At 64.7% G+C, this 23,198-nt stretch carries 16 protein-coding genes; 9 read left to right on the top strand and 7 right to left on the bottom strand.

The genetic code is table 11. The features are described 5' to 3' along the window. Window positions 1-21: 21 nt before the first annotated feature. From CEY11_RS10050 to CEY11_RS10015, 8 genes are all read left to right on the top strand, one after another. A complete protein-coding gene (locus tag CEY11_RS10050) occupies window positions 22-2,562 on the top strand; it encodes a tetratricopeptide repeat protein (protein ID WP_143322785.1) in 2,541 nt (846 codons plus the stop codon). A 9-nt stretch (window positions 2,563-2,571) separates the two neighbouring features. Beyond that, on the top strand, window positions 2,572-4,782 hold the full coding sequence (locus tag CEY11_RS10045; RefSeq protein ID WP_088603266.1) for a glycosyltransferase: 2,211 nt from the start codon (window positions 2,572-2,574) through the stop codon (window positions 4,780-4,782). A 137-nt stretch (window positions 4,783-4,919) separates the two neighbouring features. Then, window positions 4,920-5,921, top strand: a complete 1,002-nt coding sequence (locus tag CEY11_RS10040; protein ID WP_158215263.1) for a polysaccharide biosynthesis/export family protein — start codon at window positions 4,920-4,922, stop codon at window positions 5,919-5,921. Window positions 5,922-5,930: 9 nt separating this feature from the next. Beyond that, on the top strand, window positions 5,931-7,292 hold the full coding sequence (locus CEY11_RS10035; protein WP_088603264.1) for an ABC transporter permease: 1,362 nt from the start codon (window positions 5,931-5,933) through the stop codon (window positions 7,290-7,292). Between the two features lie 7 nt (window positions 7,293-7,299). Continuing rightward, a complete protein-coding gene (locus CEY11_RS10030) occupies window positions 7,300-8,019 on the top strand; it encodes a P-loop NTPase family protein (RefSeq protein ID WP_088603263.1) in 720 nt (239 codons plus the stop codon). After that, window positions 8,012-9,178 (top strand): sugar ABC transporter, encoded by a 1,167-nt coding sequence (locus CEY11_RS10025; protein WP_233154825.1) that lies wholly within the window; start codon window positions 8,012-8,014, stop codon window positions 9,176-9,178. The genes CEY11_RS10030 and CEY11_RS10025 overlap by 8 nt, the downstream gene beginning before the upstream one ends. Continuing rightward, complete coding sequence (locus CEY11_RS10020; protein WP_233154824.1) at window positions 9,171-11,213, top strand: Vi polysaccharide transport protein VexE; 2,043 nt, start codon at window positions 9,171-9,173, stop codon at window positions 11,211-11,213. Before CEY11_RS10025 ends, CEY11_RS10020 begins: the two co-directional genes overlap by 8 nt. Before the next feature lie 23 nt (window positions 11,214-11,236). Further along, window positions 11,237-12,442, top strand: coding sequence for a pectate lyase family protein (locus CEY11_RS10015; RefSeq protein ID WP_088603262.1), 1,206 nt, complete (start codon window positions 11,237-11,239; stop codon window positions 12,440-12,442). A 96-nt stretch (window positions 12,443-12,538) separates the two neighbouring features. On the opposite strand, the gene acnA is transcribed toward CEY11_RS10015, so the two are convergent. The 4 genes from acnA to CEY11_RS09995 form a co-directional block, all read right to left on the bottom strand. Further along, window positions 12,539-15,244 carry an aconitate hydratase AcnA gene (gene acnA / locus CEY11_RS10010; protein WP_088603261.1) on the bottom strand — a complete coding sequence of 902 codons (2,706 nt, stop codon included), beginning with the start codon at window positions 15,242-15,244 and terminating at the stop codon, window positions 12,539-12,541. A gap of 346 nt (window positions 15,245-15,590) precedes the next feature. Next, complete coding sequence (gene acnB / locus CEY11_RS10005) at window positions 15,591-18,176, bottom strand: bifunctional aconitate hydratase 2/2-methylisocitrate dehydratase (RefSeq protein WP_088603260.1); 2,586 nt, start codon at window positions 18,174-18,176, stop codon at window positions 15,591-15,593. A gap of 180 nt (window positions 18,177-18,356) precedes the next feature. Beyond that, a complete protein-coding gene (locus CEY11_RS10000) occupies window positions 18,357-18,644 on the bottom strand; it encodes a GNAT family N-acetyltransferase (RefSeq protein ID WP_088603259.1) in 288 nt (95 codons plus the stop codon). Window positions 18,645-18,773: 129 nt separating this feature from the next. Continuing rightward, a complete protein-coding gene (locus CEY11_RS09995) occupies window positions 18,774-19,166 on the bottom strand; it encodes a hypothetical protein (RefSeq protein ID WP_088603258.1) in 393 nt (130 codons plus the stop codon). Between the two features lie 293 nt (window positions 19,167-19,459). On the opposite strand from CEY11_RS09995, the gene CEY11_RS09990 reads away from it, so the two are divergent. Next, entirely contained in the window at window positions 19,460-19,804 is a 345-nt protein-coding gene (locus CEY11_RS09990) for a hypothetical protein (protein ID WP_088603257.1), read from the top strand. Between the two features lie 159 nt (window positions 19,805-19,963). Here the strand turns inward: CEY11_RS09990 and gorA are convergent, their stop codons facing one another. The 3 genes from gorA to CEY11_RS09975 form a co-directional block, all read right to left on the bottom strand. Then, a complete protein-coding gene (gene gorA, locus CEY11_RS09985; protein WP_088603256.1) occupies window positions 19,964-21,316 on the bottom strand; it encodes a glutathione-disulfide reductase in 1,353 nt (450 codons plus the stop codon). A 250-nt stretch (window positions 21,317-21,566) separates the two neighbouring features. Further along, complete coding sequence (locus CEY11_RS09980; RefSeq protein ID WP_088603255.1) at window positions 21,567-23,018, bottom strand: bifunctional 2-methylcitrate dehydratase/aconitate hydratase; 1,452 nt, start codon at window positions 23,016-23,018, stop codon at window positions 21,567-21,569. 15 nt (window positions 23,019-23,033) lie between these two features. Continuing rightward, the coding region (locus tag CEY11_RS09975; protein ID WP_332888364.1) for a citrate/2-methylcitrate synthase at window positions 23,034-23,198 on the bottom strand (165 nt) is incomplete at its 5' end.

Raw genomic sequence — 23,198 nt, 5'->3', positions numbered from 1 at the left:
GAAAATCAACAAGAGATCCCTATGGTCATATCAACCATTGCCCCGTTGGGGACATGCCGCATCTTCACGCCGCTTCGTTTAGGAAGCCGCCGCTATCCATTGAAACTGCAATCGACTCGCAACTATGGCTTCGTACATACGAGCGCCGAAGTGCTGCAGCAGTTGCGTTTCATCCTCGGACAGGCCGATGTGCCCGAGGACATACGGCGGCTGACCTTTCGCCAGAACACATCCGCCGGCTTCTTCGACAAAACGTTCCAGCCCGCCGATTTCTACCTCGTGGAAATTTCGTCGCGCAAGCTGCTGACTATTGACGGGCGGCCGATCCAGATCAATTACCTGGGACGCTACTTCAGCGACTTCTTTGCCGATCGGGCGCGCACGCGGACTTACTGGTCGATGGCGGTGCCGGAAAAACTGGCGGCGCGCAAAGAGTTCCTGAAAAGCATTGCGGTCTTCAACAGCTTGCCCGAAGCCGATCAGTCTTTGCTTGAGCGTATCCAGCGCCGCAGCCAGACTGACGAAGAAATCGAGAGAGACATGGGGGAAATTTCCCAGCTCATCGGCAAGGACAGGATGGTTTTTGTCACGCATGTCAATGCGCTTGCCGACGATGGCGCGCCGATTGCGCAGCGCCAGGCACTGATTGAAACTGTGTCCGCCGCTGCGTTGAAGCTGGGCGTGCCTTGCTACGAACCCACGGCATTGATGCGCGAGTTCGGCCAAGACCAGGCGATGGAACAGGGCGGACTGGATCTCACGCATTACACCGAGTCGTTTTCGTCGCGCTTATGCGCGGATTGGTTCGACCGGTACATTGCACCGAGCGTGGGCATGACGGCGGCGCAGGCCGTGGCTGCCGATCCCGTAGCGGCTTCGCTGCCGGCCGGTGAGCGCATACCCGCAATCGAGGCGTGCTGGGACAGCGGTGACCTCAGAGAGGCATCGCGTCGCGTGCATGATGTGCTGCGACGGCATCCGGAGCAGGCCGAACACCGCTTGCTGCTGGCCCGGATGCAGTGCGAGCTGGGTGACTATGAAAGTGTCATCGCCCACCTCGAATCGAAAGCGGGCACGGCAGACGCCGACGAGAGGCCTGATCCGCTGTTGATGCGGGCGTACTTTGGCCTGGGCCGGTATGACGAGGCCCGGTATCACGCCAATGCCCTCCTGGCCGAGGAAAGCGAAACGCCCGAAATCCTGAGGATTTGTGCCGTTACCGCCGAGGAGCTGGGCGAGGGAAAGGCCGCGCTGGAAAACTGGAAGCAGCTTTTCCGCTTGGGCGGGAACTCCGCCGAGTCGGCTACGGCGGCGCTGCGCTTGTTGTTGGCCGATGGTGAAACCGAGGCTGCGCGGCGTTGGGCCGAAGAAGTGCGCGAGGCGCTGCCATCGCATGGGCCGAGTTTCGTGGCGTTGTGGAATGACCGCGTCAAGCTGGGTGACCGTGCCGCCCTGCGGAGCTTGATCGAAAGCGCCGATTCCGTGGATCTGGATGAGCGGGAAGCCTTCGATCTGGTAAAGAACGCGTCGGTACATGGCCTGGCCACGCCAGCGGCGATGCTGGCCATCGCACGGTCGGTGCCGCGCAGCGCCGATCCCCAGATTCTTGCATGGCTCTCGCACCAGACCTCCATGTGGCATGACACCGGGGTGGCGGCGTTAAACGACGGCAAGCTGCTCGATGCTGCCGATCTTCTCCAGGCCAGCTCGACGCTTGCACCCACCGACGTGCGGATGATTCGCGCCAAGCGTTCGCTGGAACAGCGTCTGCGCCAGGAAATCCGTGCGGCCTTCGTATCCAAGCACTACGAAAAGGCCGGGCAGATCTCCGACTTCGTACAGCACACGGGCTTGAGTTTCCCGGGATTCGACAATTATCGCTGGCGCGTCGCGGAAGTGCTGGGTGATGCGCCCAGCGCATTGGGCATCCTGCGCAAGCTCGCTGACGAAGAGGGAGCGTCGTTGGCTGCTCGCATCCAGCTGGCGCGCGTGGCTCTGCGTAGCAGCGAATATGTGGAGGCCATCGACGCCTATCACAAGATCCTGCTCGAACACCCTGATGACGAGATGCGTGCAGAGGCCGGCCAGCAGCTTGCCAAGCTCACGGGACGCGCGATCCGCGCGGCCCGCCAATACCTGGCCGACGGCAATTACGACAGGGCGTGGCAGTTGCTGGAACGCGTCGAAATGGTCAGCCCGGCCGACCATGACGTCCGGCAGGAGAAGAAACGCGTGCTGTCGCAGTTGTACGGGGGAGTGCGCGCGCTTGAACCGGAAAGCGCGCAGACCCGGTTTGAGCTCGGCCAGATGATCCTGCGCCTCGAGCCGCAGGATCCTGTGGGTCTGAAAGCTTCCGCGGTGGGCGCCATGCGTTTGCGCCGCTTCGACCTGGCTTTGACGCATTGGGGGGCGCTGCGGGAGAGAAGCGAGAACACCGCCTTGATCGACAGCAACATTCGAAAGTGTGCGATGTGGCTGGAGAGAGAGAACCGCAAGAAGGCGACGGCACGTGTCGTTCCAGAAACGGGCGCGCGAGCGCTCCGTAGTGGACAGGACGGGTGACGCTGCGCGATGACAAAGAACAGAGACAGCCAGTTAATCGATCTTTCTGCAGAAACTTCAGGCCTTGAACGCGGTGGCCGCGCAGCGCCTGGCCGGAAGCATGTCGGAAAAGCGCCGTCGGGTGATGGCGCCAAACCGCAAGGCGGCACCTCGGAACAGACCGACGCCGCACTGGTGGCTGGCGAGTTGGAGCGCGTTCTTGCCGAGGCCGCCGGGATACAGGCGGCCAAGGAAGCGCTTGCGCATGCCGAAGATATTGCGCGGGGATGCTTGCGGGATCCGGCCGTACGGTTTGCGCTGCTGCGCTTGAGGGAACGTGCGGGGGAACGCGATGGCCTGATGGATCAGTGGATGACGCTGCTTCAGGACTGCCCCGGAGATCTGCGTATCGTGCGCTATTGTGCCTCGCGACTGGTGAAGGAGCGCCACGTCGAAGATGCCATGGCACTCATCGACAAGTATCTTCCGGAGAGGCTCGATGACCCGATCGACTGCCTGGCCCGTGCGGAACTGCTTAGCGATGCCGGTGCGCATGGCGAGTCGGACATGCTGTTCCGCTACCTTATCAAGCACTACGACGGACGTGATGCTCGAGTAGGCTTTGCCAAGCGGCTGAACAAGCGCGGCATGTTGGTCGATGCCCTGGCGTCGATCGAGCCCGTGGCGCATACCTTGCCTGCCAACAGCAAGGCTGCGGCGCTGGCCGCGTCGCTAAAGGAGACATGCGAGTTCTTCCGGCGGCACGATCCTGACAGTCTGCGCTCGGGCGAAGACATCCGCATTGCCGCCATGAAGCACGCCCTCATGCAGTTCCGCGAGAGAGTGCAGCCTGCCCGGCCCGATGGTCATGCCGCGAAGATCGCCCTGGTCACCGGCAGCCTCGGGCCAGGCGGCGCGGAGCGCCAGCTCACTCGCCTGGCGACGCATTTGAAGCGCATCTCGGGAACCCGCATGGATCGGTCTGCCTGCACGACGGGTGAAGTGGAGGTGCTTGTCAAGCAACATTCCGCTGCGTCGCCCGAAGACCGGAGCCGCCGCGTCGATTTTTTTCTGTCCGATCTGCGCGCAGCCGAGGTGCCTGTCACCGAGATCAACCGGATGAAGCCCGTCGCGGTATCGCACCAGCAGATCGATGACGAAGACCTGAAGCGCCTGCTGGGATGCCTGCCTCCCCAGGTGCATTACGGGGTGACGCGCCTGGCGCCTTATCTGCGGGAACGCGAGATCGACGTGATCAGCCTGTGGCAGGACGGTACTTGCCTGTTCGGTGCGCTGGCGGCCTTGCTGGCGGGTGTTCCGGTGATTCACCTGGTGTTTCGCGGCTTGCCGCCCAATGTTCGCCGCGAGCGCTACCGGCCGGAATATCCGATCTTGTTCCGGGCCCTGTCCGAGGTGCCCGGCGTAGAGTTTGTCACCAACAGCCAGACATGTGCCAACGAGTATGCTGCATGGCTCGGCATACCCGTGGAGCGCTTCCACATTCTCTACAACGGCGTGCCTGAACTGAGCACCGAGGGTTCGGCGCAGGACGAGGCCAAGTGGCGGGAGTTCGAGACTCGCACGGCAGACGCGGAGGAGACGATCGGCGGTGTGTTCCGGCTGCAGCCGGAGAAGCGCCCGCTGCTCTGGCTGCGCCTGGCGGCGCGCTACCTGAAGCGGCGCCCCCGCGCACGTTTTTTCATTGTCGGCGATGGCCGGCTGGTGGAAAAGGTCGAGGCGCTGGCTCGGGATCTGGACATTGCCGATCGTCTCTTGCTGGTGGGCTTGTCGTCGCATGTAGGCTTCTGGTATTCGAAGATGGATGTCAAGGTCTTGTTGTCGCGCGTCGAAGGTCTTCCCAATGTCTTGATCGAGGCGCAGTTGCTGGGGGTGGCAACCGTGTCGACGCCGGCCGGCGGCGCAGGGGAGTGTTTTGTCAACGGGGTCAACGGGTATTTGCTGGAGTCGCTGGAGAACCCCGACCTGAATCAGGCCTGCGATCGCATTGCGGAACTCGTGGACACGGTCAAAGCCGGACGGGGAATGGCGGAGCAGAGCAGGGCGCGTAGTCGCAAAATGTTCTCCGTTCCCGCCATGCTGACGCGCTTCATTGGCCTGTGTGCCGCGAGCGATGTGCCTGTCAGCGAGACGCCGCCCCGGACACGGACGGCCCGCAAGGGCGGCATGCCTGCTGCTGTGCGGGCCGCCGCTGTTTCTACTGATCATGCAACGGGGTTTTGAGGATGAGGGCCATTGTGAATGGCGGATTTTGCCGCCAGGTATTACTGCGTCGGCGCCGGTGCCGGCTCATCGGGTTTAGCGTAGCGGCGGCGCTGTGCCTCGTCCTGTCGGGTTGTGGTTTGCCGCGCAGCGGGCCGATGCTGGGCGAGATGCAGGATGCGGATCAGCAAGGCGCCGTCGACCTGGTCGATGCCACACCGGCCCTGGCCCGCGCCTCGCAAGTGTCGCGCAAAGCAGGTTTCCCAGCCGAGTTTCTGTCTGCCCGGCCGGTCGACTACGACCGGCTGAAGCCGGGCGACAGCGTACACATCGTGATCTGGGAGCATGACGGCCTGGAGGTATTCCCAGCCGGGCAGAACGGGATGACGGATTTCGGCGACCAGATGCTTGGTTACAGCGGCCGCATTTCCCTGCCGTACCTGGGGTCTTTCCGCGCGGCCGGATTGACCCCGGCGCAATTGCGCGATGCCATCATGAAGCGGCTGGACAAACTGGTGCTGGGGTCGGACGCGAGTGTGCAGCGTTCCAACCCGGGTGGGCAGATGGTCGTGGCGCAGGGGGATGTGGGCAAGCCGGGCGCCTATCCCATCAGCGGTTCCATGCAGCGCCTGAGCGGGCTGCTCGGACTGATAGCACCCAATCAGACTGCCCCCCAGCAACTTGTCGTGACGCTGCGCCGCGGGGGGCGTAGTGGCTCGGTGCGCTTGAGCGAGATCTATCGCGACGGGCGACAGGACATTGCATTGCGGCCCGGCGACCTGGTCATCGTGCATGACATGCTCAATCGGGTGACGGTGCTGGGCGCGGCCGGCCTGCAGGGAACGGTTCCCTTGACCCGGCCGGATTTCAGCGTGCTTGATGCGCTGGGCAAGGCACACGGCCTGAACGATTTGCTGGCCAATCCACAAGCGGTCTTCTTGCTGAAGGGCTCCGGCGACATGGTGGGTGGAAAACGGCCCGTCATCTACCGCTTCGACTTTACCAAACCCCAGCAGATAGCCTTGGCGGGGCACTTCATGGTGCATGATGGCGATGCGCTCTATGTTTCGGATGCACCGTTCACTCAGGTGCGCAAGCTGTTGTCGGTATTCAGCGGCACGCTCGGGACGGCACAGTCGGCCGCTACCTTGTCGCAATAGGCGTGCCGGATGGGTATCGAGGATCGGATCCGGAACTGGAAGAGCCGCAGCAAGGTGCCTGATTACGTGGTGGGCGAAGGGGTACCGCTGCGCGGGCGCGACACGGCTTCCAGGATGGAGGGGGCTGCCGCTTCCTCGCCCGCGGATGAGGAGGCCCTGGCCGGCCGCGTCCTGGCGCGAATCCTGCAGCGTCTGTCCGGCATTCCCGATGCCAACCCCGCAGAGCGTCGCCGCATCTACGCGGCGGAACAGGCGGATCTGGAGCGCGGGAACGCGCGATTGCCGTCCGAGGTTCGCGATTTCCGCCTGCGCACGGTGCGCACCATCGTACGTCTTCTCGAGGAGGATATTCGTTCCGGGTTTGACGTGTACGCGGCGGGCTATGAGCCGGCTGGGCTCGAGCAGGCCCGGCGGCAGCAACTGAATGCGCTGGCGCAACGTCGCCGACGGCGCGCTGTGGAGCAGGCCCGCGAGGCGCGCCGCGAGGCGACTCGGCGCGATCAGCCGCTGGCCGTGGATCTGCCTCGAGCCGAGGCCGCGGATCTGGCCGTCCTGCGGATGCGCCTGGACGGGCTGCATGCGGGCCAGCATGGCGGACAGCTGCGTTCCGGGCGCTCGCCTTTCGTCGTATTGGCTGCATTGATAGTCCTGCAGCTGCACCTCATCCAGGGTGAGAGCCGTATTGCGCTGATATGGGCCTTGTTTGGCCCGGCAGTGCTGCTTTCCCTCATTTCCATGATGTATTTCCTGACGGGAACCCATTACATCCTGGGCATGGATGTGCCGACATTTTCCTTGCTGGGCGCCACTACTTGGATCATGTTCCGCCAGATCATATTCCGCACCAGCACCGGTTACGTCTCGGCGCGTGGCCTGCTGAACCTGCAGGATGTGTCGCCGCTGGCCGTAGCCTTGTCGCAGTCGGCCGTGTACCTGATGATCTATGTCGTGGTCTATGCCGTCCTGCTTTCCGCCGGGCATGCCCTGGATCTGATCACCTTGCCGGTCGCTTGGGCGGGCTTCATCTTCTACGTCGTGATGATGGGCGCTGCCGGTGCGACGGTGGGGGTGCTGTTCGGTGCAATTGCCACCAGGTGGCGCTTCTACCTCAGGCTGGCTCCCGTCATCGAACGCTTCGTGGAAGTGTGCTCGAGCGTGTTTTTCGTTTCCGAACAACTGCCGGAGCAGTACCGCAAATATCTACTTTGGTCGCCGTTCGCGCATGGCATGCAGTTGCTGCGGTCGGCCTACTTCGCCAGTTATACCTCGCAGGACGCGAGTCGCGCCTATTTCCTCGTCTCCCTGGTATTCATGGCCGTCCTGGCAGCTGCTGCAGAGCGGCTGGTTCGGCGTGACGTACAGCCGATGTGAGGGCACGATGATTTCCCTGAACAGTGTCAGCGACTACCCCTATGTTTTCGGCGCTCGCCGTCCCATGCTGTCAGACGCTTCTCTGGATATCGCCCAGGGGCGATATGCCGTGCTGTCACGCACGCCGGAACTGCACCGGGCACTGATCGACGTGCTGGCCGGGCTGCGTCCGCCGCTTCGTGGCTTCGTTGCGCATGAAGGGCGGGTGTCCTGGCCTATCGGCCGACAGGGCTTCGTGCGCGGCAAGGTTTCCGGGTTGCGGATGATCGAGTTCGTCTGCACGCTTTATGACATCGATCCCTCGCTGGCCATGGACACTGTGGGTGACCTCGTCAGCAGCCCGGAATACCTTGTCCGGCCCATCGAGGACTGGCCCTTGTACATGCGTCAGGAGTTTTCTTTCGCGCTGGCGCTGGCACCGGCCTTCGACGTCTACATCATCGACGGCGCGATGCCTTTCGAACCCTGCCGTTTCACGCGGCTCTGGCTGGCGTTGTTCGAAGAGCGGCTCGTTGGCCGAACCTTGATTTTTTCCACCTATCGCCGCAATCAGATGGCTGATTATTGCACCAAGGCCCTGATTCACGAGCGAGGGGGCTTCAGGATTGAAGATGACCTTGACCAGCACATTCGAGAATTTCCCTCCAGACCATTCCGAAACGAATCCGCGGATCCTGAACCAGACCTCACCGGCAGCAGCTTTGGGCAAGGGCAGTTCGATGCCTGAAACGGAACCCGGCATCGAGCAACGCCGTCACGAGCGTGAAATTTCCCTGCAGCGGCGCCGCCGGCGCCGCTGGGTCAACGTGGCCGTGGTGCTGGCGCCGGTTGTACTCGTCGCACTATACAAGCTGTTCATCGCCGTACCGCGCTATGAAGCGCAGAGCCGCTTTGCCGTCCAGTCCGGGTACGGCCAGTCCATGGCCGGATCCGGGGTCGGCGGCAGCCTGCTGACGATGGGCGGCGGCCTCGGCGCGGCCGGCCAGGGTTTCGTGGATGGATGGGCTGTGAGCAATTTCCTCATGTCCAGGGATTGCATGCAGCAACTCGACCTCAAGATAGGCTTGCGTCGTTTCCTGTCGCATGGAGGCATCGACCCTTTCAACCACCTTGCTCCCGATGCCACTGAAGATTCCCTCTACCGGTCTTATCAATCCATGGTGAAGGCTTCCTACAACGTCATGGAGCAGATCAATGTGTTGACGGTCAGCGCATACTCCGCCGGGGATGCCGCGCAGATCTCCGCGGCCCTCATCCAGCTGGCGCAGCAGTTCGTGAACAATGTGGATCACAAGGGCCTGGTCGACGCCCTGAAAGTCAGCAAGCGGTCCGTGGCCATGGCCGAGAAGGCGTCTTCGAGCGCGCGCGAGGCATTGACGCAGTGGCGGGTGGCGCATGCCAATATCGACCCGGAAGCTTATGCAGGGATGATGCTCAACGTCATCGGCCAGCTTGAGGGACAGCTGACCGCTGCTCAGATCAAGCTGGCCAAGATCCAGGCCATCGGCAACCCGGAGAATCCCATGCTACGCCCGGCGGAGCTGGAGGTGGATGCGCTGCGCAAGCGGATCAAATCCCTGCGCCAGCGAGTCAGCGGCAAGGGCGATACCGAGGCGGGCCAGCTGAAAACTTATTCGGCGTTGAAGAATGCACAGACGTTCGCCGACGAAAATCTCTCGGCAGCCCGCCAGAATTACCAATTGGCGTTTACCGAGACCATGAAGCTGCAGCGCTACCTGAGTGTCATTTCGCGCCCTATCCCTTCGCATCATCCCGCCGGCCCCGGCTTGCTTGTCATGTTGCTCGAGGCGCTGGCAGCCGGGTTTGTCCTGGCACTGATGCTGCGCCTGGCCGAAAGCCTGCTGCGGGAATTCCGGCATGGCTGAGATGGCCGGTTCCGGCGGCGATGCGTTCACCACCATGCGGCGCCTTGTCCGCACCGGGGACTGGCGGGCGGGGCTGGCCAGTTTTAAAGATGCCAGGAGTGCTGGCGCGCCGCCAGATGCGTCGGCACGCCTCTTGTGCGCTATTGCGCGGCTGCGCCTGGCCGACGGTGATGGAGCGGTGGCGGCGCGGCAGGCTGGCGCGGTGGGCGGTGCTGGCCACGGCGTGCAGGACGATCGCATTGATGCGGCCTTGGTCAAGGAGGCGGGCGGACGCGTGGATATGCGCCGCTTGGCGATCGCGCCTCTCATCCGCAAGGGGGAATTGGCACGCGCGGTGCCGCTGTTGCGTGTCCTGGTGCAGGCTTATCGGGACATCGCCGATGACCGCAGGACTCTCGCCAGCGTACTGGGGCGCTTGAAGTGCTGGGACGAAGCTGTGGAATGCGCCGACGAGGCTGCGGCGATCGCGCCGATGGATCCCGACCTCCAGGGGGCCCGCATCCAGCTGCGTCTTCTGGCCAGCCGCGAGCTTGATGCAGCTGCTGTGGCCCGTGATACCGCCGGCCTGGCCGCTGCGGATCTGCCGAATGCGCATTTGTGGCTGGCGGCCTTGCTGCGCGGCGGCCAGGCCGGGGCGGCGGCCGGGATGGCTGCCGGCTTCGACGCCACACAGTTCGCCAACGAACGCGTGGCTGCCGCCGCTGTGCAGGCGCTGGCAGCCGACCGGCGTATCGGTGCGGCCATCGACGCGGGCGAGGCCGCCCTGGCGGCCGGCCTCGACGGTGCCGCGTTGCGCATGCATCTGGGCCTGGCGCATCTGGAGCGAGGCTACGTGGCCGACAAGGCCGCCCGCGCGCAGCTGCATTTCACCGAGGGTGTGCGCCTGTCGCCGGAACATCTGCGATTGAATGCCCTGCAAGGAGAAACGCTGCTGCGCACGGGGCGCTACGTGGATGCGCTGGCCCCGCTGTCCAAGGCCTGCGAACTGGCGCCCGGACTCGTCCAGGCCCGCAGCCTGTATGCTCGCGCGTTGCGCTACGCGGGGCGCCATGCGGACGCGGCCGATCAGGCGCTCAAGCTGGTTGAGGCTGCGCCGGATAGTCCGCGCTGGCAGCGTTCTGCGGCAGCTGCGCTGGTTCAGGCCGGGCGCGTCGACCAGGCCGGCCGGCTGTTTGACCGCTACCTGCGCGGGCGCGCGGATCGTCTGCCCGGCACGTTTGCCCAGGCCCTGCGCGAACTGGAGGGGCGGGTGGATGATGCCTCGACCTTGTCGGCGATCCCCTTGGCCCGCCTGGACTGGGCTTGGTCGTTGCGGCGTGGCCAGGATGGCGTGGATCGTGAACAATGGGAGCGTGCCGCCCGCTGGGGCTACCTGGCCGACCAGCTTATTCTTGAATGGCTGGAATGCCGCCAGGGCCGGGAAGAAGAAGCCATGGAGGTGCTCGATGGCCTGGACGAACTGGAGGCGTTCTTGCAGCCATTCCTGGAGGATGGCCGCGGCATGGTAGTCGCGACGGCGCATGTCGGGCCAATGTACGCCGGCCTCATGGTGCTGGAACTGCTGGGAGTGCCGTCACGCTGGATCTCGTCCACCCCCAGCATTGCCGGCACCAGCTATGCATCGGCGCTGATCTCCACGGCGGACAAGAGCGATCCGCAGGTCGGCAGGGCAATGCTGCGGGCGTTGGCCGATGGCTACGCGGTTTGCCTGGCTGTCGACGGCGCGCCGAATCCTGCGGCGCCGCGCATCGTCTTCGAGGGCCAGGAAATTACATATTCCAGCTTTGCCGCGCGTGCGGCGCACCGTCTTGGCCTGCCGTCGATGTTCTACGCGCCGCGCTGGGTAAACGGCCGTGTCGTTCACTCGGTGCAAGCCCTGCCCGAGGCGCAGCCGGGGGAAAACGTGGAAGCTTATGCCTTGCGCTGGCAGGAGGCATACCTGCAGCTGTTGCGCGAACATCTTGCCGGCTCTCCCGAAAACCTGCGCTTGAGTGGCGGCATATGGCGCCATGTCCGCGCGCCAGAGAAGGGTTGACGATGTCGTCCATGCCAAGGTTTATGCGTTGCCTGGCCGTTTGTGCGTTCGCTTTTGCCGCCACCGCATCTGGCGCAGCGGTGCAGGCCGCGGGGCCTGATTGCAAGACGAGTGCGAGCGCCGCCTGCCCGATGGTCTCGAGCCTGCTCGGGCTGCGGGAAGGCTACGGGCGCAAGGCTGCCGGCGGACTCGGGGGCAAGATAGTGGTCGTTTCCTCGGACGCCGACGCGGGGCCGGGCACGCTGCGCGCAGCGGTAGAGCAGGCTCATGGCCCAACCTGGATACGGTTTGGATCCGACATGACTATCCGCCTGCAGTCGCAGATTCGCGTGCCGTCGGGTATTACCATCGATGGGCGCGGCCATCGCATCACGCTGCTCGACTATGGCTTGGGAATTTATCGCAGCCATGACGTCATTATCACCCACCTTACTATCGACGGACAGCTGAAGACTTTTTCGCAAGCGGTCAATATCGCCAATGGGTCGCACGATGTATGGCTGGATCACCTGGATCTTTCGCGTTTTGCCGATCGCCTGGTGAACGTCAAAAACGGCTCGACCGACGTCACCCTGTCGTGGGTAAAGTTCCATGACGACGATAAAGTAATGTTGATCAACAACATCACCTCGAAGAATCTGTATGCGCATTACGCGCGCGATGCTGCTGCCCGGGTGACGATACATCATTGCTATTTCCTGGACACTGTCCAGCGCAACCCGCGTGTGCAGTTCGGCACGGCACATCTGTTCAACAACCTGCTGGAGAACTGGGATTTCTATGGCATGAGTTTCAGCCTCGAGGCGCGAGCGCTGGTGGAGGGCAATATATTCGTCAACCGCATCGACCGCGCCTGCAAGGAGCCGCCGTTCTTCCCTACTGTCGAAGGGGTGCAGCGGCGCTACTGCAAGTACATTCCCCATACGGCCGCACGCAGCGCCCTGGAAAATGGCGAGTCGGATCGCAAGAATTACGAAAGAACCCTGCCCATCTATCACTACACCCGCGGGTACAAGGCTTTCCTGCGTGTCCGCGACAACCTGTACCTGGGCGCTGCCAAGCCGGTGCTGCGCGATTACCAGCCCGGGAAGGTTTCCGATCCTCCATACTGCTATGGCTACCAGGCGCCAACACAAGCCGTGGCCGATGGCATCCGTCGCTATGCCGGGAATACCAGCGCGGATCCGCCCGCTGTCCCGGGCTGCGGGCCCGAGGGACGGCGGCCGTAGGCAGATGAGGCGTGATTTTCCGGGGCGAGGACGCGCCGGCTCAGCCAGCCGGCAGGGCCGCGGATGCGGCGCTGCCGGCGGGGGTTGCGGCTGCGGTCAGGCGGCCAGCAGGTCGCGCAGCACGTAGGGCAGGATGCCGCCGTTCTGGTAGTAGTCGACTTCGGTGGCGGTGTCGATGCGCAGCAGCATGGAGACTTCCTGGGTGGAGCCGTCCTTGCGGTGGATGGTGAGCGTGACGTCCTGCTGGGGCGTGATGCCGTTCTCGGTGCCGGAGATGTCGAAGGTTTCTTCTCCGGTGATGCCGAGCGAGGCGGCGCTGTCCTGGCCCTTGAACTGCAGGGGCAGCACGCCCATACCCACCAGGTTGCTGCGGTGGATGCGCTCGAAGCTGCGCGCGATGACGGCTTGTACGCCCAACAGCTGGGTGCCCTTGGCTGCCCAGTCGCGCGACGAGCCGGTGCCGTATTCTTCGCCGCCGAAGACCACCGTGGGCACGCCGTCGGCCACGTATTTCATGGCCGCGTCGTAAATGGACATGCGCGCGCCGTCGGGCTGGTGCAGGGTTTCGCCGCCTTCGAAGCGGCTGCCGTCGGGGTTGGCGGGGATCATCAGGTTCTTGATGCGCACGTTGGCGAAGGTGCCGCGCATCATGACTTCGTGGTTGCCGCGGCGCGAGCCGTAGCTGTTGAAGTCTTGCTTGGCCACGCCGTGCTGCTTGAGCCAGACGCCGGCGGGCGAGCTTTCTTTGATGGAGCCGGCCGGCGAGATGTGGTCGGTGGTGACGGAATCGCCGAAGATGGCCAGCACGCGGGCGCCGCGCACCTGGGGCATGGGGGTGGGCTGCATGCCGAAGTCGGTGAAGAAGGGCGGCTCGGCGATATAGGTGGACTCGGGCCAGTCGTAGACGTTGCCCTGTACGCCGGGCACTTGCTGCCAGAGTTTGCCCGGGTTGGCCTTGATCTGGCTGTAGTTGGCGCGGAAGGCTTCGGGATCCATGGCCTGGCCGAGCAGCGCCTGCACTTCGGCGTTGCTGGGCCAGATGTCGCCGAGCCAGACGTCGCCCTTTTTGCCCTTGCCGACGGGTTCGGTCATGAGGTCGCGCAGCATGGTGCCGGCCAGGGCGTAGGCCACGACCAGCGGCGGCGAGGCCAGGAAGTTGGCCTTGACGTTGGGGTGGATGCGCGCTTCGAAGTTGCGGTTGCCCGAGAGCACGGCGGCGCAGACCAGGTTGTCGTCGTTGATGGCCTGGTTCATGTCGGGGGTGAGGTCGCCGGCGTTGCCGATGCAGGTGGTACAGCCGTAGGCGGCGACGTCGAAGCCGAGTTTCTCGAGGTAGGGCAGCAGGCCGGTCTTGGTGAGGTATTCGGTGACCACGCGCGAGCCGGGCGCGAGCGAGGTCTTGATGCGCTTGGGCACTTTGAGGCCGGCCTCGACCGCCTTCTTGGCCAGCAGCCCGGCGGCCAGCATGACGCTGGGGTTGGACGTGTTGGTGCAGGAGGTGATGGCGGCGATGACGATGTCGCCGTTGTGGATTTCCGTGCCGGCGCTGGTGGTGTAGGTCTTGCCGAGGTTTTCGGCAGGCTGGTTGAAGCCGTTGTCAGCAGTCTTGCGCGAATACAGGTCGGCGAAGGTGTCTTTGACCTTGCCGAGTTCGATGCGGTCTTGCGGGCGCTTGGGGCCGGCCAGCGAGGGCGTGACGGTGGACAGATCCAGGGTCAGCAGCTTGGTGTAGGTGATGTCGCTGGCGCGCGGAATACCGTACATTTCCTGGGCCTTGAAGTAGGCTTTGAGGGCTTCGATTTCTTCGTTGCTGCGGCCGGTGCCCTTGAAGTATTCGATGGTGCGGTCGTCGACCGGGAAGAAGCCCATGGTGGCGCCGTATTCGGGCGCCATATTGCCGATGGTGGCGCGGTCGGTGACCGACAGGCTGGAGGTGCCGGGGCCGCAGAATTCGACGAAGCTGCCGACGACTTTTTCTTTGCGCAGCATTTCGGTAATGGTGAGCACCAGGTCGGTGGCGGTGACGCCGCCGCGCAGCTCGCCCTTGAGTTCGACGCCGACCACGTCGGGGGTCAGGATGTAGACGGGCTGGCCCAGCATACCGGCCTCGGCCTCGATGCCGCCCACGCCCCAGCCGACCACGCCGATGCCGTTGATCATGGTGGTGTGGCTGTCGGTGCCCACCAGGGTGTCGGGGTAGTACAGCTTGTTCTTGGCGTCATAGTGCACGCCGCGCGCCAGGTATTCGAGGTTGACCTGGTGCACGATGCCCACGCCCGGAGGCACCACGCCGAAGGTGTCGAAGGCCTGCATGCCCCACTTGAGGAACTGGTAGCGCTCGCGGTTGCGGTGGAATTCGGCCTGCATGTTCAGGCCCAGCGCTTTGCGGGTGCCGAAGAAGTCGATCATGACGGAGTGGTCGACCACCAGGTCGACCGGCACCAGGGGTTCGATGCGCTTGGGGTCTTTGCCCATGCGGTCGGCCACTGAGCGCATGGCGGCGACGTCGGCCAGCAGCGGCACCCCGGTGAAGTCCTGCAGCACCACGCGTGCCACGACGAAGGGGATTTCCGCCGTGCGCTTGGCATTGGGCTGCCAGCCTGCCAGCTCGCGCACGTGCTGCTCGGTGATTTTGCTGCCGTCGCAGTTGCGCAGCACCGATTCGAGCACGATACGCAGGGATACGGGCAGGTGCTTCATGTCGATTCCCAGGCTGCGGCCCAGGGCCGGCAGGGAATGGAATTGGGCCGTCTTGCGCCCCACCTTGAATTTTTGCAGGCTGTTGAACGTGTTGTTCGGCATGGCAGGAGCTCCGTAGAGGCAGGCGATCGGAAAGAGGCCGGATAAGGCGCGGCGCGCCGGAACCGGGGGACGCGCCGCCATTGCGTGGCGGCTTGTCTGCGGGCGTCGCGCCGCCGGCATCGCGCGCCTGCATGCAGAGCCGCCGGCGCGTGTGTCTCCAACGTATCGCGACCACTACATTTTAGGCTTGTTTCCCGCAGTTTTGCAGGGGCTGGCGGCGATAAATTTCCGCGGCCGCCCGTGCGCAAAGAAGAAGGGCGCCCGCCGGCCGGCGGGCGCCCTTCGGGCATGGACGAAGTTTCGGCCTGGGCCGGCGGCCCGCCCGCGCGGGGCGGCCCGCCGGGCCTCAGACGCCGACCGCGTCGGCGACTTCGCGGAAGTCTTCGATCTGGTCGAAGTTCATGTAGCGGTAGATCTGGTCGCCGTTCTGGTTGATGACGCCAATGTCGGCCATGTATTCCTCGCGCGTCGGGATGCGGCCCAGGCGCGAGCAGATGGCGGCCAGTTCGGCCGAGGCCAGGAACACATTGGAGTTCTTGCCCAGGCGGTTGGGGAAGTTGCGCGTGCTGGTCGAGACGACCGTGGCGCCTTCGCGCACCTGCGCCTGGTTGCCCATGCACAGCGAGCAGCCCGGCATCTCCATGCGCGCCCCGGCGCTGCCCAGCACGCCGTAATGGCCTTCCTCGGTGAGCTGTTTCTGATCCATCTTGGTGGGCGGGGCCACCCAGAGCTTGACGGGGATGTCGCGCTTGCCCTCGAGCAGCTTGGAGGCCGCGCGGAAGTGGCCGATATTGGTCATGCAGCTGCCGATGAAGACCTCGTCGATCTGCGTGCCGGCCACGTCCGACAGCGTCTTGACGTCGTCGGGGTCGTTGGGGCAGGCCATGATGGGTTCATGGATCTCGGCCAGGTCGATCTCGATGACGGCGGCGTATTCGGCGTCGGCGTCGGGTTCGATCAGCTGCGGGTTGGCCAGCCAAGCCTCCATGGCCTTAATGCGCCGGCCCAAGGTGCGCTCGTCTTCATAGCCGTTGGCGATCATCCATTTCAGCAGCGTGACGTTGCTGGTGATGTATTCGATGATGGGCTCTTTGTTCAGGCGCACGGTGCAGCCGGCGGCCGAGCGTTCGGCCGAGGCGTCGGACAGTTCGAAGGCCTGTTCGGCCTTGAGGTTGGGCAGGCCCTCGATTTCCAGGATGCGGCCCGAGAAGATGTTCTTCTTGCCCTTTTTCTCGACGGTGAGCAGGCCCTGCTTGATGGCGTACAGGGGGATGGCGTTGACCAGGTCGCGCAGGGTGACGCCGGGCTGCATGGTGCCCTTGAAGCGCACCAGCACCGATTCGGGCATGTCCAGCGGCATGACGCCGGTGGCCGCGGCGAAGGCGACCAGGCCGGAACCGGCCGGGAAGCTGATGCCGATGGGGAAGCGCGTGTGCGAGTCGCCGCCGGTGCCCACGGTGTCGGGCAGCAGCATGCGATTGAGCCACGAGTGGATGATGCCGTCGCCCGGGCGCAGGGACACGCCGCCGCGGTTGCTCATGAAGGCAGGCAGCTCGTGGTGCGTCTTGATGTCCACGGGCTTGGGGTAGGCGGCCGTATGGCAGAACGACTGCATCACCAGGTCGGCCGAGAAGCCCAGGCAGGCCAAGTCTTTCAGTTCGTCGCGGGTCATGGGGCCGGTGGTGTCCTGGCTGCCGACCGAGGTCATGCGCGGTTCGCAGTAAGTGCCGGCGCGGATGCCCTTGCCTTCGGGCAGGCCGCAGGCGCGGCCCACGATCTTCTGCGCCAGGGTGTAGCCCTTGCCGGTGTCGGCGGGGTTCACGGGCAGGCGGAACAGGGTCGAGGGCGCCAGGCCCAGCGCCTCGCGCGCCTTGGCGGTCAGGCCGCGGCCGATGATCAGCGGGATGCGGCCGCCCGCGCGCACTTCGTCGAACAGCACGTCGGACTTGACGCTGAATTCGGCGATGACCTTGCCGTTCTTCAGGGCCTTGCCTTCATAGGGGCGCAGCTCGACGACATCGCCCATTTCCATGCCCGAGACGTCCAGCTCGATCGGCAGGGCGCCGTCGTCTTCCATGGTGTTGTAGAAAATGGGGGCGATCTTGCCGCCCAGGCACACGCCGCCGAAGCGCTTGTTGGGCACGAAGGGGATGTCTTTGCCGGTATGCCAGAGCACCGAATTGGTGGCCGACTTGCGCGACGAGCCCGTGCCCACCACGTCGCCCACGTAGGCCACGAGATGGCCTTTTTCCTTCAGGCTTTCGATGAATTTGATGGGGCCGACCTTGCCGGGTTCCTGGGGCTCGATGCCGGGCCGCGGGTTCTTCAGCATGGCCAGGGCATGCAGCGGAATGTCGGGGCGGCTCCAGGCATCGGGCGCCGGCGACAGATCGTCGGTATTGGTTTCGCCGCTGACCTTGAAGACGGTGATCATCAGGCTCTCGGGCACTTCGGGGCGGCTGGTGAACCATTCCGCGTCGGCCCAGCTCTGCAGCACGGCCTTGGCGTTGGCGTTGCCCTTTTCGGCCTTTTCCTGCACGTCGTGGAAGGCGTCGAACATCAGCAGCGTCTTCTTCAGGCCTGCGGCGGCCACGGGCCCGAGTTCGGGGTTGTCCAGCAGTTCGATCAGGGGGCCGATGTTGTAGCCGCCCAGCATGGTGCCCAGCAGCTCGGTGGCCTTGCGCGGGTCGATCAGCGGACAGGCGCGCTTGCCCAGGGCGACGGCGGCCAGGTACGAGGCCTTCACCTTGGCGGCGTCGTCCACGCCGGCGGGGACGCGATGGGTCAGCAGGTCGAGCAGGAAATCGGCCTCGCCGGCGGGCGGGTTTTCGATCAGGTCGATGAGGTCTGCCGTCTGCTGCGCGGACAGAGCCAGGGGAGGGATGCCCAGCGCCGCGCGTTCGGCGGCGTGTTGGCGGTAGGATTCCAGCATGATGGTGCCCTGAATAGAAGGGTTGGAAAAGGACTGAGAAGATCCTGAACAGGGGGATTGTAAGAGTAAAGAAGGGGATGAGGCAAATGTCTTATATCTTATATAAGACTTAAGATGCGGACGTGCAACACCAGGCCGCGGCCGCTATGGCGGCCATGGGCGCGGCCGGCGGCCGGTGCCTTATGGCCGGCTCAGCAGATCCTGGTATTCGGGGTGGCGCCGCAGCCACGCCGCCGCGTAGCTGCACAGGGGCAGTACCTTCAGGCCGCGGCTGCGGGCGTCGTCCAGGGCGGCGCGGGTAAGATCGGCGGCTACGCCGCGCCCGCCGACCGCCGCCGGTACGCCCGTATGCACGATCGCCATGATGGCGCCGGCATCGCGCAGCTCGTAGTCGAGCACGCACAGCGCGCCGTCCTCGGTATATTCGTAGCGGTGGCGGGCGGTATTGTGCGCAATGCTGCGGGTCATGGTGTTCCTGGGGACGTGGCTGGGTGCCGATGCGACGTGGCCTGGATACAGGCGTGGCGGGTGCCGCGGCCGGCGGGCGGTGCTGCGCTGCGGTATGGCCGGCGTGCGCGGCGCGGCGCTACAGGCCCATTACATCTTCATCAGCAGCATCGCCCACAACACGATTATCGCCACCAGCCCTACGTAGCAGCCGCCCCACAGCCCGACCACGGGCCACTTGAGGCTGGTCGGAATGCGCTCGGGGTCGACATGCGCCAGCAGCTGGTTGGCCTGGCCCACCAGCCAGAAGCGGCTGCGGGGAAAGCAGATGCGGAAGAAATAGTCCATGAGTATGGACAGGCGCATGGGAAAGGAGTAGCGCTTGAATGGCTGCTGCTTCAGGTAGGGATGCTGGAAGGCCTCGTTGGTTCTGCGCAGCGTGAACAGCAGCAGCGTCAGGGCCGAGATGCACGAGGACGCGAAGCAAGCGGCGAACAGCCAGAAGACGATGGGAAGTAGGTATGCGTAAAGGGCGTTGGACATGGTGCAAACTGCGTGGGCACGCGCGCCGCAAGCAATATGTGGCGAGGCGCGAGGCATTGTAAAAGCTTATGTATGGCCCTTGTGCGGCCTAGAGGAGACACTATACTGTTTTTTCATGGGTCTTTTCAGGATCCGCCGTCATGGCGGCGCGGAGCGCCGCACCGCCGCTTCCGGATGCGCCAGCCCCGGCCGGATCTCCCCGGCCCGGGTTCTTCCCGCCGGGCTTGATCTGCCCGCCCTTACGGGCCAGATCCTTCCCATCCGGGCCATACTTTCGAACGGAGGTACATATCATGCGCAAGAACTCCCCCGCCCGCTTGGTCGTCGCGGCAGCGTCGCTGGCTCTTTCGGGCATGGCCTTGGCTGCCGCCCCCGCTGGCTCGATAGAGAAGGGCAGCTATGCCAACCAGGTACTGGCCCGCGATGCCCTGATAGGCGTGACCGCCAAGGTTCGCTCCGAAGGCTGCAGCAGCCCCGAGCGCTATCAGCCCTACGTCATGAAAAAACCCAACGGCACCGCCGGGTCGCGCACCTGGAGCGAGCAGTGGGTGGTGCAGGGCTGCGGCAAGGAATACCCCATCACGCTCAACTTCCGCGAGGAAGGCGCCAAGGGCGCAAGCTGGCGCATCGTCAATTAGGGTTACATAGGCGCACTAGCGGCCGGCCCTTCCGGCCTTGCTGCGTGTGCTTGGGCCCGGCCGCCCGCAGTATGCGGGCGGGCTTGGCTGTGCCCCTTGGGGGTACCAAAGCCCGCTGGCGCGACTAGACTGTTAGCGTCAACGGGCCTTCGCGCATAGTCACCGCATAGTCACGAATTCCTCGGAGGCGGTCGGGTGGATCGCCACGGTATCGTCGAAGTCTTTCTTGGTGGCGCCCATTTTCAGCGCCACGGCAAAGCCTTGCAGCATCTCGTCCATGCCGAAGCCGATGCCGTGGATGCCGACGATGCGCTCTTCCTTGCCGACACACACGAGTTTCATGCGCGCCGGCTGGCGGTGCTGTGTTACCGCCGTGTACATGGCGGTAAATGAAGATTTGTACACTTTGACTTCAGCGTCGCCGTATTTGGCGCGGGCCTCGGGTTCGGTGAGCCCGACCGTGCCGATCGGCGGGTGGCTGAACACCACGGTCGGGATGTTCTCGTAGTCCAGGTGCTCGTCAAGGCGGCCGTTGAACAGGCGCTCGGACAAGCGGCGGCCGGCCGCCACCGCCACCGGGGTCAACTCGACCTGGCCGGTGATGTCGCCGACCGCGTAGACGCCCGGCACATTGGTGTTCTGGTATTTGTCCACGCCGATGTAGCCGCGCTGGTTCAAGGCCACGCCGGCCGCAGCCAGATCCAGCCCGGACGTGTCCGGTTCGCGGCCTATGGCCCAGATCAGGCAGTCCACGGTCTGGCTGGCGCCGTCCGCCAGCTGCAGGGTAAGGCTGCCGTCGGCGTTCTTCACCACGGCTTTGGGGCTTGCACGGCGATGCAGGACGGGGCCTTCGGCCTGCATGACCTCGACCAGGGTCTCGGACAGCAGCGGGTCGAAGCGGCGCAGCGGCATGTCCTTGCGCACGAACAAATGCGTCTCCGAGCCCAGCGCGTTGAGCACGCCCGCCAGCTCGACGGCGATGTAGCCTGCGCCCACCACCGCGGTGCGCCGCGGCATTTCATCCAGCTCGAAGAAGCCGTCGGAGTCGATGCCGTGTTCCGCGCCGGGAATGTCGGGGCGGGTGGGGCGGCAGCCGGTGGCGACCAGGATGTGATCGGCCGACAGGCGCTCGCCGCCGACCTCGACGGTATGGGCGTCGATGAAGCGCGCAAAGCCAGGGATCAGATCCACCTTGTTCTTGTCCAGCCCGTTCTGGTAGGACTGGTGGATGCGCTCGATGTAGGCGCTGCGGTTTTGCACCAGCCGCGCCCAATCGAAGCGATTCACCGTGGTATCGAAGCCATAGTCGGGGCCGTACGCGCGGATCGCTTCCGCCACCTGCGCAGCATGCCACATGACCTTCTTGGGCACGCAGCCCACATTGACGCAGGTGCCGCCGATTTCCCCGCGTTCGATCAAGGCGCATTTCCGGCCGTACATGGCGGCGCGGTTGACGGAAGCGATGCCGCCGCTGCCCGCGCCGATCGCAATGTAGTCGTAGTGTCTGGTCATGGATTTCCTTCGGATACTCGGATATATCGGGGCGCCGCGGCGTCCCTTGGTTCTATGCGGATACAGGCCATAGCTTACCCTGGTTGGGCCCGGGCCGCCGCAGCGCGGCTACCGGCGAAAACCGCGCGCCGGGGCTTCGCCTGACTTGTTGCCTGCGGAGGCGGCAAGGGTAAAAAATACCCCGCCGCTGTGACAACGGCGGGGTGCGTCTGCGCGCCGGCCGCACGGGCGGCCGGACGAGCTCTGCTGCCTATATGACGTACAAATCCACGTACTCATGCACGGGCATGGCCTCGAGCGTCTTCTGGTCGAGCGAGGCCTCCAGAATGCGCTGCTGCTGGCGGGCCGGGAACTGGCGCGCCAGGTTGGTGCGGAACTTGGCCTCCAGCAGCGGGATGCCCTCTGCGCGGCGGCGCTTGTGGCCGATCGGGTATTCGCAGACGATCTCGTCGAGCTTGCTGCCGTCCTTGAACTCCACGGTCAGGGCATTGGCGATCGAGCGCTTGTCCGGGTCGTGGTAGTCGCGCGTGAAGGCCGGGTCTTCGACGCAGACGATTCTGTCGCGCAGCGCGTCGATGCGCGGGTCGGCCGCCACCGAGTCTTCGTAGTCGGCCGCGGTCAGCCGCCCGAACAGCACCGGCACGGCCACCATGTACTGGATGCAGTGGTCGCGGTCGGCGGGGTTGTTCAGCGGCCCCTTCTTGTCGATGATGCGGATGCAGGCCTCGTGCGTGCGGATGGTGATTCTCTCGATGTCCTCGGCCGACTTGCCCGCCGCCTGGAGCTGGTCGTGCAGCTGCATGGCGCATTCCACCGCGGTCTGCGAGTGGAACTCGGCCGGAAACGAGATCTTGAACAGCACGTTTTCCATCACGTAGCTGCCGTAGGGGCGCTGGAACGTGAAGGGCTGGCCCTTGAACAGCACGTCGTAGAAGCCCCAGGTCTTGGCCGTCAGCACAGAAGGGTAGCCCATCTCGCCGGTGCGCGCCATCAGCGCCAGGCGCACGGCGCGGCTGGTGGCGTCGCCCGCCGCCCAGCTCTTGCGGCTGCCGGTGTTCGGCGCGTGGCGATAGGTGCGCAGGCTCTGGCCGTCGACCCAGGCCAGCGACACGGCGTTGAGCGTCTCGTCACGCGTCAGGCCCAGCATCTGCGAGACCACCGCGGTCGAGGCCACCTTGACCAGCACCACGTGATCCAGCCCGACCTTGTTGAAGGAGTTTTCCAGCGCGATGCAGCCCTGGATCTCGTGCGCCTTGATCATGCCGGTAAGCACCTCGCGCATGGTCAGCGGCGCCTTGCCCGCGGCCACCGCGGTGCGCGAGAGCCAGTCGGCCGTGGCCAGGATGCCGCCCAGGTTGTCCGACGGGTGGCCCCATTCGGCGGCCAGCCACGTGTCGTTGAAGTCGAGCCAGCGGATGATGGCGCCGATGTTGAAGGCGGCCTGCACCGGGTCGAGCTGGAATTGGGTGCCCGGCACCTTGGCGCCGTGCGGCACCACCGTGCCCGGCACGATGGGCCCGAGCAGCTTGCGGCAGGCCGGGTATTCCAGCGCCTCCAGGCCGCAGCCCAGGGTGTCGATCAGGCAGTTGCGCGCCGTTTCGTAGGCCAGATCGCTCTGGATCGTGTAGTCGAGAACGTAGTCGACGATGTCGACCAGCACCCGGTCGGGCGCGGGCCGAACGTTCGAGATAGGCGAGGACATGGAGCAGGTTTCCTATTATTTGCGCTTTTCGATGGGCACGAACTTGCGGTCTTCCGGGCCCACGTAGTTGGCGGTGGGGCGGATGATCTTGTTGTCGGCGCGCTGCTCGAGGATGTGCGCGGCCCAGCCCGCGGTGCGCGCGATCACGAACAGCGGCGTGAACATGGCGGTGGGCACGCC

Source organism: Candidimonas nitroreducens (assembly GCF_002209565.1).
GTDB classification, from domain to species: Bacteria; Pseudomonadota; Gammaproteobacteria; order Burkholderiales; family Burkholderiaceae_B; genus Candidimonas; species Candidimonas nitroreducens.
Note: the sequence above shows the minus strand (reverse complement) of the source record. Positions and strands in the feature narration are given on the sequence as shown.

What these genes read in the sequence shown, in the direction of transcription:
- CEY11_RS09980 (WP_088603255.1), bottom strand. Translation starts at nt 23,018, where the DNA reads ATGTCCTCGCCTATCTCGAACGTTCGGCCCGCGCCCGACCGGGTGCTG.
- CEY11_RS10040 (WP_158215263.1), top strand. Translation starts at nt 4,920, where the DNA reads ATGCTGGGCGAGATGCAGGATGCGGATCAGCAAGGCGCCGTCGACCTG.
- CEY11_RS10035 (WP_088603264.1), top strand. Translation starts at nt 5,931, where the DNA reads ATGGGTATCGAGGATCGGATCCGGAACTGGAAGAGCCGCAGCAAGGTG.
- acnB (WP_088603260.1), bottom strand. Translation starts at nt 18,176, where the DNA reads ATGCTGGAATCCTACCGCCAACACGCCGCCGAACGCGCGGCGCTGGGC.
- CEY11_RS10045 (WP_088603266.1), top strand. Translation starts at nt 2,572, where the DNA reads ATGACAAAGAACAGAGACAGCCAGTTAATCGATCTTTCTGCAGAAACT.
- CEY11_RS10050 (WP_143322785.1), top strand. Translation starts at nt 22, where the DNA reads ATGGTCATATCAACCATTGCCCCGTTGGGGACATGCCGCATCTTCACG.
- CEY11_RS10030 (WP_088603263.1), top strand. Translation starts at nt 7,300, where the DNA reads ATGATTTCCCTGAACAGTGTCAGCGACTACCCCTATGTTTTCGGCGCT.
- CEY11_RS10015 (WP_088603262.1), top strand. Translation starts at nt 11,237, where the DNA reads ATGCGTTGCCTGGCCGTTTGTGCGTTCGCTTTTGCCGCCACCGCATCT.
- gorA (WP_088603256.1), bottom strand. Translation starts at nt 21,316, where the DNA reads ATGACCAGACACTACGACTACATTGCGATCGGCGCGGGCAGCGGCGGC.
- CEY11_RS10025 (WP_233154825.1), top strand. Translation starts at nt 8,012, where the DNA reads ATGCCTGAAACGGAACCCGGCATCGAGCAACGCCGTCACGAGCGTGAA.
- CEY11_RS09990 (WP_088603257.1), top strand. Translation starts at nt 19,460, where the DNA reads ATGCGCAAGAACTCCCCCGCCCGCTTGGTCGTCGCGGCAGCGTCGCTG.
- acnA (WP_088603261.1), bottom strand. Translation starts at nt 15,244, where the DNA reads ATGCCGAACAACACGTTCAACAGCCTGCAAAAATTCAAGGTGGGGCGC.
- CEY11_RS10020 (WP_233154824.1), top strand. Translation starts at nt 9,171, where the DNA reads ATGGCTGAGATGGCCGGTTCCGGCGGCGATGCGTTCACCACCATGCGG.
- CEY11_RS10000 (WP_088603259.1), bottom strand. Translation starts at nt 18,644, where the DNA reads ATGACCCGCAGCATTGCGCACAATACCGCCCGCCACCGCTACGAATAT.
- CEY11_RS09995 (WP_088603258.1), bottom strand. Translation starts at nt 19,166, where the DNA reads ATGTCCAACGCCCTTTACGCATACCTACTTCCCATCGTCTTCTGGCTG.